The following is a 14020-nucleotide window of genomic DNA, read 5'->3' as shown; positions in this document are numbered from 1 at the left end:
GGTACGCGGCCGGTTCAGGCCGCGGGGTCGGCCCCCACGGCGCCGGCGATGACCATGACCTGGTAGCTGACGAAGATGACCAGCAGGACCACGCCCGCGCCACGGCCAATACGCCCCGGGCCCCTGAAGTCGGAGGCCATCAGGAACATCAGGCCGGTCAGCAGCAGCATGACCGGGAAGTCGCGGGTGATGAACACCGGTTCCACCGCGATGGGCCGGATGGTGGCCGCGATGCCGAGCACGCCCAGCAGGTTGAACATGTTCGAGCCGATGATGTTGCCGACCGCCAGGTCATCTTCACGCCGGACCGCGCTGGTCAGCGCCGTGGCCAGTTCCGGCAGGCTGGTGCCGAAGGCGACCACGGTCAGGCCGATGACGATATCCGACACACCCCAGATCCGCGCAATGCCGATCGCACCCTCGACCAGGAAATGCGACGCGGCGGGCAGGGCGACCAGGCTGATCAACAGCCAGAACACCGCCACGCGCGTGGGGATGTCGGTGGGGATCTCCTTCTCCAGTTCCTGCGCGTACGGGTCCGTGGCCGGCCGCCTGGTGCCCAGCCGAACGAGCCAGGCGACCATCGCGAACAGGCCGCCCAGCAGCATCACGCCTTCCAGCCGGGTGTACTCCAGGTTCAGCGCCATGAACAGGCAGGTGAGCATGATCAGCAGCAGCAGCGGGTATTCGCGCTTCAGCGTGCTGGACTCCAGCCGCAAGGGGTAAACGATGGCGGTCAGCCCCAGGATCAGGCCCATGTTGGCGATGTTCGAGCCGATGGCGTTACCCACCGCCAGGCCGGCGTTGTTGCGCACCGAGGCCACGCCGGAGACCACGAGTTCCGGTGCGGAGGTGCCAAAGCCAACGATGACCAGGCCGATGATCAGCGGCGAAACGCCCAGGTTCCTGGCCGTGGCCGAGGCGCCGGCGACCAGCCGGTCCGCAGCCCACACCAGCAGCAGGAAGCCGCCGATCAACTGGATGATGAAGGTCAGCATGGCATGGTCCAGACCGGGTCGAGCGGGGTGACGCGGGTGTGTCCGTTGCCGCAGGATTCCATTATGATGGCGCGCTCCATTTTGAGCGCTAGTCTATGGACAGCAAGACGATTGAGCAAATGATCCGCGCGGGCCTGCCGGGCGCCGACGTGGACGTCCGCGGCGATGACGGCACGCATTTCGACGCGGTCGTGACCAGCCCCGACTTTGCGGGAAAACCCACCCTGGCGCGTCACCGCATGGTCTACGCCACGCTGGGCGAGAAAATGGGTCGCGAGATCCACGCCCTCGGGCTGCGTTGCCTGGCCCCGGGGGAAGCGGGCGACTGAAGTCCGCACGGTCAGCATGCCGCCCCGGCGGCCACTGACTGGCCCGCCACCTTCAATTGGGTGATCCGCGTTTCGATGTGATCGCCATCCTTTTTGCCGTGGGTCGCGCGCACCGGCGCGAAGCCGTGTGCCGTGGCGTACCAGGTGCGGGTATAGCGGGTGCTTTCCGGCCCGCGGTCGCGGTCCACGCGAACGGTCTCGATACAGCCCAGCGCGGTATCCAGGCGCTCCGGCGCGTGGGCCACGAAGCGCTGCGACTCGATTTTGTCCTCGTCGACCACGTCCAGGGTCCACTCACGCTCACCGGCGATCAGGCCGGTACGGATTCTGAGGGCGATGGTGCCCGGGTCCAGCGTGCCGGCCGTTAACGGCAGCGTGTCCTCGCCGTCCTTGTGGGTCGACACGACCGTGCCGGCGTCCCAGTCGAACCGGGCGCGGGTTTCGACGGTCTTGACCGCCACCTTGACGGACTGGTCATAGCGATCGGGGCGTGGCGCGCCGTCCAGCCAGGTGCCTTCGCTGACGGTGTGCTCTTCCAGGCCCAGGAACCGGGCCAGCCCACGCGTGCCCTCGCTCTTCGATGACAATGACCAATGCGCGCCTGCGCCGTTGAAGGTCGCGGTGGACTCGCCGGCCAGCTTGTCGTTGCGAACCAGTTCGAACGTGGCCTCGAAGTCCGCCGGGCGGCCGTCAGCCGCCAAATGAACGGCGGTGACCGCCAGCAGGGCGCCGGCGATAAACTGGGCGAGGCGATGGGGGATCAAGCCTGCCATCCTTCCGGCGTCCATTGCAGCGGCTGATCGATGTTCCGGTCGTCGACGCGGACACCTTCGCCGTCCATGGTCACCCGCCGTTGCGTGAACAGGGCCATGACCTCTTCCAGCAGGCGGTGCTCAAGGGGCCGCAAGCGCGCCGCCAGCGACGTGGCGTCGTCGTCCGCCTGCACACCGATGCGGACCTGGGCGATGACCGGGCCGCCGTCCAGTTCGGAAGTAACGAAATGCACGCTGGCGCCATGTTCACTGTCACCGGCGTCGAGGGCGCGCTGGTACGTGTGTAAACCCTTGTACTTCGGCAGCAGCGACGGGTGCTGGTTGATCATGCGGCCTTCGAACCGGTCTACGAGTTCTGCGCCCAGGATGCGCATGTAGCCCGACAGCAGCACCAGGTCCGGCGCGTCCGCGGCCAGGGTGTCGCCCACCACGCGGTCCTGGCCCACGTCACCGGCACTGGCCTTGTCGATCACCGACCACGGGATGTTGGCGGCGCGTGCGTGCGCCAGCCCCGGCGCGTTCGCCCTGTTGGAGATCACGCGGACGAAATCGAGATCCAGGCGGCCGGCGTCACGGGCGTCGAGCAGGGACTTCAGGTTGGAGCCGGTCCCGGAAATCAGGACGGCGACGCGCAGCGGTGAGCTCACAGGTAGCGGACCCGCTCGCCATCGTCGGCCACGGTGACCACGCGGCCGATGTCGAACACGTCCTCGCCCATGTCCTGCAGGGCGGCGCTGACGGTATCGGCCTCGGCACCATCCACCAGCAGCACCATGCCGATGCCGCAGTTGAAGGTGCGCAGCATTTCCGTCGCCTCGATGCCGCCTTCGCGCTGTAGCCAGTCGAACACGTCCGGACGCGGCCAGGCCGCGGTGTCGACCTCGATACCCAGGCTGTCACCCAGCACGCGGGTGATGTTCTCGGTGATGCCGCCGCCGGTGATATGCGCCAGGCCGTCGATGGCGTGGTCTTCCAGCAGGGCCAGCACGGTGCGCGCGTAGATGCGGGTGGGCGCCAGCAGGGCCTCACCCAGGCTGTGATCGCCCAGCGCCATGGACGGGTCGGCGCCGGAGCGCTCCAGCACCTTGCGGATCAGCGAGTAACCGTTCGAATGCGGCCCGGAGCTGGGCAGGGCGAGCAGGCGATGGCCGGCGGCCACGCGACGGCCGTCAATGATGCGGTCACGTTCGACCACGCCGACGGCGAATCCGGCCAGGTCGTAGTCGCCGGCGCCGTACATGCCGGGCATCTCGGCCGTCTCGCCGCCGAGCAGGGCGCAGTTGGACTGGCGGCAGCCCTCGGCAATGCCCTCGATCACCTGTTGCGCCTGGTCCAGTTCGAGCTTGCCGGTGGCGAAATAATCGAGGAAGAACAGCGGCTCCGCGCCGCAGGCCAGGATGTCATTGACGCACATGGCGACCAGGTCGATGCCGATGGTGTCATGCCGGTCCAGCAGTCGCGCCAGCATCAGCTTGGTGCCGACGCCATCGGTGCCGGACACCAGCACTGGGTCGCGGTACTTGTCACGGTCGACGCTGAACAGGCCGCCGAAGCCGCCGATGCCAGTCTCGACGCCCTTGCGGAACGTGGTTTTCACCGCGGGCTTGATGCGTTCAACCAGCGCGTTGCCGGCGTCGATGTCGACACCCGCGTCGCGATAGCTGAGCGGTTGGTCGGGGTTGGTGGCGTCGCCCATGGGCCGGCTCCGTGCGGTTCGTGGAAATGGCCGCATATGGTATCGTATTTGCCGATTCCGGAAGACCACTCTGCCATTCCCCCGGGGCACCAGCCGCATGAGAATTCTCCATTTGTCCGTTCTGGCGTTCGCCATCGTGTTCAGCTCAATGGCAACGGCGGTCGATCTTTACTCCGGCGCCGCCGAGGTGCCGGCGCAGGGTGATGCCGAGCGTCGCACCGCCACGCCGGACGCGCTGATCAACGTGCTGCAGAAGCAAAGCGGGCGCTGGGACATTCCCCTTGAGCCCGCACTGGAATCGGCCCTGGCCGATCCCGATGCCCTGCTGGTGGCCTTCCAGTACCGCGAAGACCAGATCCTGCGTCCCGGTGGCCTGACCGAGGACCGGCTGATGCTGGTGGCCAGCTTCGTGCCGGCGGCCGTCGACCGGCTGGTGCGCGAGATGCAGCTGCCGCGCTGGCGACCGCAGCGTGAGCCGGTAGTGGCCTGGGTGGTGGTCGAGGACAACGGCGGCCGCGAGTTGCAGCCGGTGGAATACGAAGATGCCTGGGCCGCGATGGCGCGGATTGCCGAGCTGCGCGGCCTGCCGCTGGCGTGGCCGGAACTCGACGAGGAACTGCGCCAGTCGCTGGACCTGCAGCTGCTCTGGGGCGGCTATGCCGACCAGTTGCTGGCCTCGGGCGCGGCCACCGACGGTGTGGTCATCATCGCGGCGCGGCGCGAAGGCACGGAATGGAACGTGCGTTTTAACTGGGAAGACGGCGACAACGTGGCCGCCTGGCGGACCCGCTCCACCGACCTGGTACAGGCGCTGGTCGATGGCACGCACCAGCTGGTCGATCACGTGGCCGCCGCGCATTCCATCGGCCCCGCCGGGTTGGTGGCCACTCGCACCAGCATGAGGGTGACCGGGCTGGAAAGTGCCGACGATTACGCAAAAGTCCTGTCCTACCTCCAGGACCTTGGCCTGGTCGACGACCTGCGGGTGATGGGCGCGGGGCCGGACGGCGTCCGCCTGGACGTGGCGCTGAATGCCGATGCCAGCTACCTGGCGCAGGCGATCCGCAGCGACGGGGTGCTTGAGGCGGGTGATCAACCCGACCAGTACCGTTTGCGGCGGCCGGAGCGTGAGCCTGCCGTGCCGCTCGAGCCGGGGTCCATTGACGCCCCACCCGCGGACGAAGCGGGCGAAGACAAGGCGCCCGGCTCATGAACAGTTCCCGCGGCTGGTTCATATTGGCGCTGCTGGTCCTGGGCGGCTGGCTGCTGTGGCGGCTGGCGCCGGTCATCACGCCGTTCGCGGCCGCGGCCGGCATCGCCTACCTGTCCGATCCGCTGGTCGACCGCCTTGAGACGGTCACGATCCGGCGCTGGACCCTGGGCCGCACCCTGGCGGTTGTCATCGTCTTCGCCGGCCTGGTGGCGCTGTTCACCGTGGCCCTGCTGGTGATTATCCCGGCGCTGGTACGCCAGGCGCGGGAACTGGTCGAGCAGATGCCGGAATACCTCGACTGGATCACGCACACGGCGATCCCGTGGGTCAGCACGCAGCTGGGCCTGGAGGGCACGCTGCCCGATACCGGCGACATGGCGCAGTTGCTCAAGGACTACTGGAAGGAAATCAGCGGCGCCGCCGTCGGCGTGATGGGCACGCTGGGCAAGGGCGGCCAGGCGGTCATGGGGCTGGTCACCAACCTGGTCCTGATCCCGGTCGTGGCCTTCTACCTGATGCGTGACTGGGACCGACTGATCGCGGGTATCCAGAGCCTGCTGCCGCGCAGCCGGGTGAACACGATCAACACGCTGGCGCGCGAGATCGACGAGGTGCTGGGCGCGTTTATCCGCGGCCAGATGCTGGTCATGCTGGGCCTGGGCGTGATCTATTCCATCGGCCTCTGGGCCATCGGCCTGCAGATGGGCTTCCTGATTGGCATGGTCGCCGGCCTGCTCAGTATCGTGCCCTACCTGGGCTCATTCGTCGGCATGGCGCTGGCCGTGGGCATCGCCCTGTTCCAGTTTGGCGACATCCTGCACGTGGTGCTGGTCCTGGGCGTGTTCGCCGTCGGCCAGTCGCTGGAGGGCATGGTGCTGACGCCGTTCCTGGTGGGTGACCGCATCGGCCTGCACCCGGTGGCGGTGATCTTCGCCGTCCTGGCCGGCGGGCAGCTGTTCGGCTTCCTGGGCATCCTTCTGGCTTTGCCGGTGGCGGCGGCCGGCAATGTCATCGTCCGTCACGTGCACGACCTTTACCAGCATAGCGCCTGGTACCGGGATACGGGCACGTAAATGCTGTTCTCCCCGCAGATGCCCCTGCCCCTGGAGCCGAAACGCGAGGGGCGGCTGGATGATTTCGTTATCGGCCCCAACCGCGCCGCCGTGGACGCGGTGCGTGCCGTGGTGGCCGAGCCCGACTCCAACCTGTTCCTGCGCGGCCCCGAATCCAGCGGCAAGACCTTCCTTCTGAACGGCGCCTGCCTGGCGGCCCGCGAGGCCGGCATGACGGCGTTCTACCTGGGCCTGAAACGCGTGCCGGAGGGCGGGGCAGGGGCGCTGGACGGCCTTGAGGGGATCGACCTGGTCTGTGTCGACGACCTGGACCGGGTGGCCGGCGATGACGACTGGGAAGAGGCGCTGTTTCACCTGATCAACCGGGTTCGCGCCGATCACGGCCGCCTGGTCGTGTCTGCCCGCGAAAACCTGGGCGCTCTGCCCATCCGCCTGCCCGACCTGGTCTCCAGGCTGGGCTGGGGCCTGCGGGCCGAGCTGTTGCCGCTGGACGATGCCGACAAGGCCGAAGTGATGATCCGGCACGCCCGCGCCCAGGGCGCGGACCTGCCGGATGATGTCGTGGATTATCTTTTGCGCCGCGGCAGCCGGGATCTCTCCCGGCTGCTGGATGCGGCGGACCGGCTGCGGCAGGCCGCGTTTACCGACAAACGCCGGATCACGGTGCCGCTGGCCCGCCAGGTGCTCAGCGGAAGGTCTGGTGCTGACGGAACCTGATGCCGCGGTCATCGTAGATGACCTCGACACGGGTGCGCCCCATCATGGCCTCGTAGGCGCGCATCAGCTCCGCTGACGTGTCGTTGCCGGTCTCGGCGGCGTAGGCCTCCAGGCTGCTGTTCTGCAGCTCCATCAGCGAGGCGGTGTCGTACTCCGCCGAGAAGACGACGCCGTCAGGGTCGTTGTCTTCTTCCAGGAAGTCCACCAGCTGGCCGGACTGGTCCTTGCCGAAGGACAGGCCGATGGCGTCGCGGCTCATCACGGCATGCGCCGCGAACTCCGGCGTAACCACCGTCATCAGCTCCTGCGGCAGTTCCACCGGGTCGCCGCCCGGTTCCAGGTCCAGCTGGTCGAAGCCGGGGATCATCATCTTCGCCATGCCCACCAGCATCTGCGGGCTCTCGACCTCCAGTGACGCCAGGCCGGCCAGGTTCGCCAGGTCGAAGTCGCCCGTGGACAGTCCGGACAGGTCGCCCAGGTCCGCCAACTGCAGGCGCAGGCCTTTCAGGTTGCCGATGAACGGCATGACCGGTTGGTTGAGCTGCGTGTACAGCTGGTCGACGGACAGGTTCAGGTCCTGCAGCGCGGGGCAGCCGAAGGGGTTGGCACGGTAGGCTTCCAGACGCTCCAGCGCCCAGGCCCGCAGGCGGCCCACGTTGACGTTCAGGGACAGGCTGGCGAACAGGCTGTCATCGTCCGCGGCCGGCGGCACATCGGCGACCAGGGCGGCGAGCCCGGCGGCGATATCCGGCGCCAGCTCGATGCGTGACTCGTTCGATGAGCTGTCCGCCGTCAGTTCGGTCACGCCGGTGATCATGCGCGGCATCGCGGTGCTGATGCGGTCGGCATCGGCACGGCAGGCCGGGTCGGTGCTCTCCACCGGGGTGCCCATGGCGTAGCCCAGCAGATTGTTGGGCGCCGTGCCGGTGGTGTAGATGGTCTCGACGACACGGGCCGTGTCCAGGTAGCCCGATCCATAGGCCGTGTAGCCGTTCTCGGCGTTCAGCGAGGCCAGCGCGTCGCCATCGGCGAAGCTGGTAGCCGGCATGTCCAGGCCAAGCAGGCGGCGCAGCTGCGGCGTGGACTCGCCCGCCGTGTTGGCCGGCAGCACGCTGGCGGCCAGGTGATCCTCGACAATCGCGAGCGCGATGGAGACCGGCCATTCTTCATTGGCGATATGCCAGTAGGCGCGGTCATCGACCACGTATTCGGGAATGACCATCCCGGCTTTTTCCTCGACACGGCCGATCGTGGCGCGCAAGGCGTCCGGGTCGGACAGGGCGACGCGGAAGACCGGCAGCAGCTCGTCGGCGTAGATGGCCTGGTAGGAGCGCATCGACAGGCCAATGGATTCCAGGCCCTCGCGGTTGATCTTGCCATCGAGCTCGTCGATCACGGCCAGAGCCAGGTTCACCAGTTCCTCGTCGTCGGAATCGACCTGGCCGGAAGACAGGTCAGCGCGGGCCTGGGTCAGCATCTGCTGGATCTCGTCCAGTAGCGGCTCCGCCCGTGCCAGCCAGGCGTTCAGCACCTCTTCGGGGGGTGGCGCCAGGTTGGCGACGACGTACTCGGTATCAGCCGGCGCGTAGGCCAGCAACGGGTTATCGGCATCTGAGCCGGCCGGGGCGCTGTCTTTCGAGCAGGCTGAGACGGCCAGGGCAGTGGCCGCGGCCAGGGAGAACAGTCGGGTTCGGGTCATGGTGTGTGGTTCCGGTGAGTGCATGGTTAGGTGTTATACCACAGTACAACACCATACACAAGTCCCCGGGCCGTTTGACCCGGGGACATGCGCTTCAGGCTATCGTCAGCCGACGCCCTTGGGGTTGGGGCCGTACTGGTTCGTGCCCGGCTCGCTGTCGATGCAGTAGAACACGATCAGGACGATCCAGCCGACGAACGGCACCAGGCCAATCAGGATCCACCAACCGGTCTTGCCGGTATCGTGCAGGCGACGCACGCCGACGGCAATGCTCGGAAGCAGTACCGCCAGGGCGTAGATCGTGCCCAGGATGCCGTAGCCGCTGGCGTTGGTGGTGCCCGTCACGTTATCGATGATCGACAGAACGATGGTCACGATGATGTTGAACAGGATGAACCACCAGATTTCCGACCGCCGTGAGCGGCCACTGAACTGCGCGTATTTCTTCAGTACGGTCAGGTACCAATTCATAGCACTCCTCCTCTTTTTTGACGGCCCCCCAAAACCAGTGAGCCGCAACATAAGTTAGCCGTTTTCTTCCGTGCTGGCCAACGACTACAGCCTCCGGCCACGCAACCACAACAAAGCCCCCGACCAACGCCAGGGCCTTCGCGACACCAATGCAAAGGCCCCGACTTACGCCAGGGCCTTCGCGATACATCAAAATAATTCCGCCAATTTGCGCAATTTGCGAAATCTGCGGTAAAAAAGCCCGCCCTAAAGCGACTTCACCCCAGCAATGAACTTCTGCGCCACATCCTGCGCATCCCCATAGCACATCCGTGTATTGTCCTCGAAGAACAACAGGTTCTCGATGCCGGAAAAGCCCGTCCCCTGGCCACGTTTCACCACGAACACGTTCTTCGCGTGATCCGCATCGAGGATGGGCATGCCATAGATTGGGCTGGACTTGTCCTTGCGCGCCGCCGGGTTGACCACATCGTTGGCGCCGATCACCAGCGCCACGTCGGCGGTGCCGAACTCGTTGTTGACGTCTTCCAGGTCGTAGATCATGTCGTAAGGCACGCCGGCTTCGGCCAGCAGCACGTTCATGTGGCCCGGCATGCGCCCGGCCACCGGGTGGATGGCGAACACCACCTTCACGCCCTTGTCGACCAGCAACTGGGTCATCTCCCAGATCTTGTGCTGCGCCTGGGCCACGGCCATGCCGTAACCGGGCACGATGATGACCTTGTCGGCGTAGGCCATGGTGATGGCCGCATCCGACGGGTCGATGGCCTTCATGCTGCCGGTGACCTCAACGCCTTCGCCGCCACTGTCACCGGTACCGAAGCCGGCGAACAGCACGTTGGTCAGCGGCCGGTTCATGGCCCTGGCCATCAGCTGCGTCAGCAGCGTGCCGGCGGAGCCGACCACGATGCCGGCGATCATCATTGCCGGGTTATCCAGCACGTAGCCCTCGAAGCCGACCGCCAGGCCGGTAAGCGCGTTGTACAGCGAAATGACCACCGGCATGTCGGCGCCACCGATGGGCACCGTCATCAGCACGCCGAACAGCAGCGCCAGGCCGAAGAACGCGATGAAGTGCCAGGCCGTGAAATCGGTCAGCGCCAGCATGAAGCCCAGCACGATAATCGCCACGAATACCAGCGCGTTGAAGACCTGCTGGCCCGGGAAGCGGTAGACCTTGCGCATCCAGCCCTGCAGCTTGGCAAAAGCGATCAGCGAGCCGGAAAACGCGATGGTGCCGATCAGCGCGCCGATCACCGCCAGTTCACGCGCGGCCGGTATGTCGTGCGACAGGCCCTTGCCGGTCATCAGGCGCAGCAGCTCCACGGCCGCAATCGCCGCGGCCGAACCGCCGCCCATGCCGTTGTACAGCGCGATCATCTGCGGCATGTCGGTCATGGCGACCTTCTTTCCGGTCCACCACGCCAGTACACCACCGACGAAGATCGCCGCGGTCATCAGCAGGTAGTTGTGCATGTCCGGCGTCAGGTAGGAAATCACCGTGGCCACGACCATGCCGATGCCGGCCCAGACGATACCGCCGCGGGCGGTGGTCGGGTGGCTCATTTTCTTCAGGCCGAGGATGAACAGGATGGCGGCCAGGAAGTAGGCCGCGTCGATCAGCCAGCCGGCCAGTTTCGGGTCCAGGAACTCACTCATGACGCGTCACCCTTCTTGTCCTTGTTGCTGGGCTTGAACATTTCCAGCATGCGCTCGGTGACGACGTAACCGCCCACCGCGTTGCCGGCGCCCAGCAGCACGGCGATAAAGCCGATGACCTGCTCGGTGGTGGTGTCGGCGTGGCCCAGCGCCACCATGGCGCCGACCAGCACGATGCCGTGGACGAAGTTGGAGCCCGACATCAGCGGCGTGTGCAGGATGACCGGGACCTTGGAAATGATCTCGTAGCCGGTAAAGGCCGCGAGCATGAAGATATACAGTGCGATAAAGCCTTCCATGTGAGCCTCCGGTCAGCCGTTCGTGGTGCGGCCGAGCTGCTCGGCCGTGCGCTGGTGGACGAGCTGGCCACCGTGGGTGAGTGCGGTGCCGTCGACGACCTCGTCTTCGAAGTCGAAGCTCAGCGAGCCGTTGCCGCCGTCTTCACCCAGGAACAGGTCCATCAGGTTCAGCAGGTTGCGGGCGTACATCTCGCTGGCGTGGCGCGCGGCGCCGGAGGCCAGGTTCAGCGGCCCGTCGACGGTGACTGCGCCGTGCAGGACGCTCTGGCCGGGCTGGGTCAGCTCGCAGTTGCCGCCGGACTCGGCGGCCAGGTCGACGATGACGGCGCCGGGCGCCATGCCCTCGACCATCGCCGTGGTGATGATTTTCGGCGCCGGGCGGCCGGGCAGGGCGGCGGTGGAGATCACCACGTCGGCCTTGGCCAGGTGTTCGGCCAGCTTGTCGGCCTGCTGCTGTTTTTCCTCGTCGGTGAGCTCGCGGGCGTAGCCGCCTTCACCCTCGGCATTGACGCCGGTGTCGATCATCTTGGCGCCCAGTGACTCGACCTGCTCACGCGCAGCGGAGCGGATATCGTAGGCCTCCACGCGCGCGCCCAGGCGACGGGCGGTGGCGATGGCCTGCAGGCCGGCGACGCCGGCGCCGATGACCACCACCGAGGCGGGGCGCAGCGTGCCGGCCGCGGTGGTCAGCATCGGGAACAGCTTCGGCGCCAGCGTGGCGCCGCGCAGCACGGCCTCGTAGCCGGCCACGGTGGCCTGCGAGGACAGCACGTCCATGGACTGCGCGCGGGTAATGCGCGGCACCAGTTCCATGGCCATGACGGTCATGTTGCGACCGTTGAAGGCATCGACGAGGGCTTCGTCGCGGTGCGCGAACACCTGCCCCATGCCGAGCGCGCCGTCCTTGGCCGCGGCGACATCGGCGGCGACAGGCGGTGCGACCCACAACCAGGCGTCGGCCTGGCCCAGGGCGGCGGCGCGGTCAGTCACCACTTCGCATTGATCATATTGGGCGTCGCTGAAGCCCGCCTGGGCTCCCGCTCCCGCTTCCACCAGGACCTTGAATCCACTGGCGGCAAGCTTGTTTGCGCTGGCGGGGTCCAGCGCGACACGACGTTCACCCCCGGCGGTCTCTTTTAAGACCGCGACACTGATAGGCATTGGCAGATCTCCCAGAATCCAATTTCCGGCGCGATACCTGGTCGCGCCAATTTATTTGTTCTGGACGGGGGCATGACCCGCCCGGGTGAGCGCCTATCTTGTAGCCGTGCGACCCGTAAAAATCAAGCGGATAAGCCTATGCAACCGATTGCGTAGCGGTCTGCATACGCTTGCATACCTCGGCACGCAGGCGCTCCAGCCTTTCGGGTGAGCCGGAATCGAACCAGGCGCCGCGGTGGCGCTGGCCGGTGACCAGGTGCTGGTCGATGGTGTCGCGCAGCAGGCCGGTGATGCGCCAGCGACCGGGCTGGCAGCCGCTGAACATGCGCGGGTGGTAGACGGCGATGCCGCCGAAGGTCAGGCGCGGCTCGCCGGTGGTGTTCACGCGCCCGCCGGCCAGGGCGAAATCGCCGTCCGGGTGATGTGGCGGGTTATCGACCAGCACCAGGTGGGCGTAGTCGCACTTCACCGCCCGCAGCGCGGCAAAGGAAAAATCGGTCCAGGTGTCGCCGGACACCACCAGGAACGGGCCATCGCCCAAAAGGGGCAGGGCATGGTGGATGCCGCCGCCGGTTTCCAGCGCCTCGGCCGGCTCCTTTGAATAGGTGATCGAAAGGCCCCAGCGCTCGCCATGCCCCAGCGCGGCTGGAATCTGCTCGCCCAGGTGGCCGGTGTTGATGACCACGTTGCGGAAGCCTGCGCGCGCCAGGTTGTCCAGGTGCCACTCGATCAGCGGTTTGCCGCCCACATCGATGAGCGGCTTGGGCGTCGTGTTGGTCAGGGGCCGCAGGCGCTCACCGGCGCCCGCCGCCAGGATCATGGCGCGCATTTGAGGCGCTCCAGTAGCTCGGCGAATTCGGCGAACTCGGGGTAGCGCGGCAGCACGTCGCCCAGGTAGCGCCAGAACATCGGGATCAGCGGCAGGTAGCCGGCCTTGCCGTCGCGGTGGTGCAGCCGGGCGAAGATGCCGACGATCTTCAGGTTGCGTTGCAGGCCCATCCAGTCGCACCAGCGGACCCAGGTGGCGCTGTCGGTATCCGGCGCCAGCCGCTGTCGCGCGGCCTCCATCCAGCCCTCCAGGCGTGATCTCGGCCAGTGGATATAACGGTCCCACAACAGTGAGGCCAGGTCATAGGTGACCGGCCCGCGCACGGCGTCCTGGAAATCGATGACGGCCAGGGTGTCGTCCGGCTGCACCAGCAGGTTGCAGGAGTGGAAGTCGTGGTGGACAAACACCTGCGGCTGCCCCAGCGCCGTGTTGATGACCCGGGTGCACAGCGCCTCCCAGATATCCCAGTCCTCGCAGCTGAGCCGGCAGGCCTTGTGGCGCTCCAGGTACCAGTGCGGAAACAATTCAAGTTCCACAAGCAGCTGCTGGCGGTCATAGGCCGGCAGCCCAGAGGCGTCGACCGACGAGGCGAAACTTCCGAGCATGTCCAGCAGGGGCGGAAACCAGGCATCGGCGTTGTTGGTGGTCAGTGCATCCCGCAGCAGTGTGTCGCCCAGGTCGTCCAGCAGCAGGAAGCCGGCGTCCAGGTCGGCGGCGATGATCGCCGGCGCGGGCAGGGCGGCGTCGCGCAGGCGCCGGTCGACGTCGATGAACGGGGCGCAGTTTTCACGGTCCGGCGGCGCATCCATGACCACCCACGACGATGCGTCGTCACGGAGTCGGAAATAGCGACGAAAGCTGGCGTCACCGGCCAGCGGCTCGATGGCCAGCGCACGCTGTAATTGGGCTTCCGCCCAGGCCAGGGCCTGGCCGGCGCGGCGGTCGGTCTGTGCCAGTGATGCGGATGATACGGTCATCGGCGCATTCTAACCGCTGCGACCGTCATTGGGATGTCATATCTCCGTCACGGGGTGGTCATTGGCCGGCGCTAACCTCGTCCGGACCCGTCGGTCATGGGTGCCGCCGGGACCCCTGTTCGAGGA

At 66.8% G+C, this 14020-nt stretch carries 15 protein-coding genes; 4 read left to right on the top strand and 11 right to left on the bottom strand.

The features are described from left to right. Window positions 1-14: 14 nt before the first annotated feature. Complete coding sequence (locus F3N42_RS03440; RefSeq protein WP_150862976.1) at window positions 15-998, bottom strand: calcium/sodium antiporter; 984 nt, start codon at window positions 996-998, stop codon at window positions 15-17. Between the two features lie 95 nt (window positions 999-1093). Between F3N42_RS03440 and F3N42_RS03435 the strand changes: the two genes are divergently transcribed. Further along, a complete protein-coding gene (locus F3N42_RS03435; protein ID WP_150862974.1) occupies window positions 1094-1327 on the top strand; it encodes a BolA family protein in 234 nt (77 codons plus the stop codon). 11 nt (window positions 1328-1338) lie between these two features. Here F3N42_RS03435 and F3N42_RS03430 read toward each other — a convergent pair whose 3' ends face one another. From F3N42_RS03430 to purM, 3 genes are read right to left on the bottom strand one after another with little or no spacing between them, the layout of a single operon-like run. Further along, window positions 1339-2091, bottom strand: coding sequence for a DUF3108 domain-containing protein (locus tag F3N42_RS03430; RefSeq protein ID WP_191621209.1), 753 nt, complete (start codon window positions 2089-2091; stop codon window positions 1339-1341). Further along, entirely contained in the window at window positions 2088-2747 is a 660-nt protein-coding gene (purN, locus tag F3N42_RS03425) for a phosphoribosylglycinamide formyltransferase (protein WP_150862972.1), read from the bottom strand. The genes F3N42_RS03430 and purN overlap by 4 nt, the downstream gene beginning before the upstream one ends. Continuing rightward, window positions 2744-3796, bottom strand: coding sequence for a phosphoribosylformylglycinamidine cyclo-ligase (purM, locus tag F3N42_RS03420; RefSeq protein WP_150862971.1), 1053 nt, complete (start codon window positions 3794-3796; stop codon window positions 2744-2746). The genes purN and purM overlap by 4 nt, the downstream gene beginning before the upstream one ends. Before the next feature lie 97 nt (window positions 3797-3893). Here purM and F3N42_RS03415 point away from each other — a divergent pair, with 97 nt between their 5' ends. Genes F3N42_RS03415 through hda form a run of 3 tightly spaced genes read left to right on the top strand, consistent with a single transcriptional unit; the run spans window position 3894 to window position 6799 of the window. After that, entirely contained in the window at window positions 3894-5009 is a 1116-nt protein-coding gene (locus F3N42_RS03415) for a DUF2066 domain-containing protein (RefSeq protein ID WP_191621208.1), read from the top strand. Then, complete coding sequence (locus F3N42_RS03410) at window positions 5006-6082, top strand: AI-2E family transporter (RefSeq protein ID WP_150862969.1); 1077 nt, start codon at window positions 5006-5008, stop codon at window positions 6080-6082. The genes F3N42_RS03415 and F3N42_RS03410 overlap by 4 nt, the downstream gene beginning before the upstream one ends. Continuing rightward, window positions 6083-6799 (top strand): DnaA regulatory inactivator Hda, encoded by a 717-nt coding sequence (gene hda / locus F3N42_RS03405; RefSeq protein WP_150862968.1) that lies wholly within the window; start codon window positions 6083-6085, stop codon window positions 6797-6799. Here hda and F3N42_RS03400 read toward each other — a convergent pair. From F3N42_RS03400 to F3N42_RS03370, 7 genes are all read right to left on the bottom strand, one after another. Beyond that, window positions 6768-8498 (bottom strand): hypothetical protein, encoded by a 1731-nt coding sequence (locus tag F3N42_RS03400; protein WP_150862967.1) that lies wholly within the window; start codon window positions 8496-8498, stop codon window positions 6768-6770. The genes hda and F3N42_RS03400 overlap by 32 nt on opposite strands. Window positions 8499-8603: 105 nt before the next feature. Then, on the bottom strand, window positions 8604-8969 hold the full coding sequence (locus F3N42_RS03395) for a DUF805 domain-containing protein (RefSeq protein ID WP_150862966.1): 366 nt from the start codon (window positions 8967-8969) through the stop codon (window positions 8604-8606). A 246-nt stretch (window positions 8970-9215) separates the two neighbouring features. Next, window positions 9216-10628 (bottom strand): NAD(P)(+) transhydrogenase (Re/Si-specific) subunit beta, encoded by a 1413-nt coding sequence (locus F3N42_RS03390; RefSeq protein WP_150862965.1) that lies wholly within the window; start codon window positions 10626-10628, stop codon window positions 9216-9218. Further along, on the bottom strand, window positions 10625-10927 hold the full coding sequence (locus tag F3N42_RS03385) for an NAD(P) transhydrogenase subunit alpha (protein ID WP_150862964.1): 303 nt from the start codon (window positions 10925-10927) through the stop codon (window positions 10625-10627). The genes F3N42_RS03390 and F3N42_RS03385 overlap by 4 nt, the downstream gene beginning before the upstream one ends. Before the next feature lie 12 nt (window positions 10928-10939). Continuing rightward, on the bottom strand, window positions 10940-12088 hold the full coding sequence (locus tag F3N42_RS03380; protein ID WP_150862963.1) for an NAD(P) transhydrogenase subunit alpha: 1149 nt from the start codon (window positions 12086-12088) through the stop codon (window positions 10940-10942). A 136-nt stretch (window positions 12089-12224) separates the two neighbouring features. Further along, window positions 12225-12917, bottom strand: a complete 693-nt coding sequence (murU, locus tag F3N42_RS03375) for an N-acetylmuramate alpha-1-phosphate uridylyltransferase MurU (RefSeq protein WP_150862962.1) — start codon at window positions 12915-12917, stop codon at window positions 12225-12227. Then, entirely contained in the window at window positions 12905-13894 is a 990-nt protein-coding gene (locus F3N42_RS03370) for an aminoglycoside phosphotransferase family protein (protein ID WP_150862961.1), read from the bottom strand. The genes murU and F3N42_RS03370 overlap by 13 nt, the downstream gene beginning before the upstream one ends. Window positions 13895-14020 lie beyond the last annotated feature (126 nt).

It is taken from the genome of Marinihelvus fidelis, from assembly GCF_008725655.1.
Classification (GTDB): Bacteria; Pseudomonadota; Gammaproteobacteria; order Xanthomonadales; family SZUA-36; genus Marinihelvus; species Marinihelvus fidelis.
The sequence above is the reverse complement of the archived record's forward strand: the minus strand, read 5'-3'. Positions and strand labels throughout refer to the sequence as shown.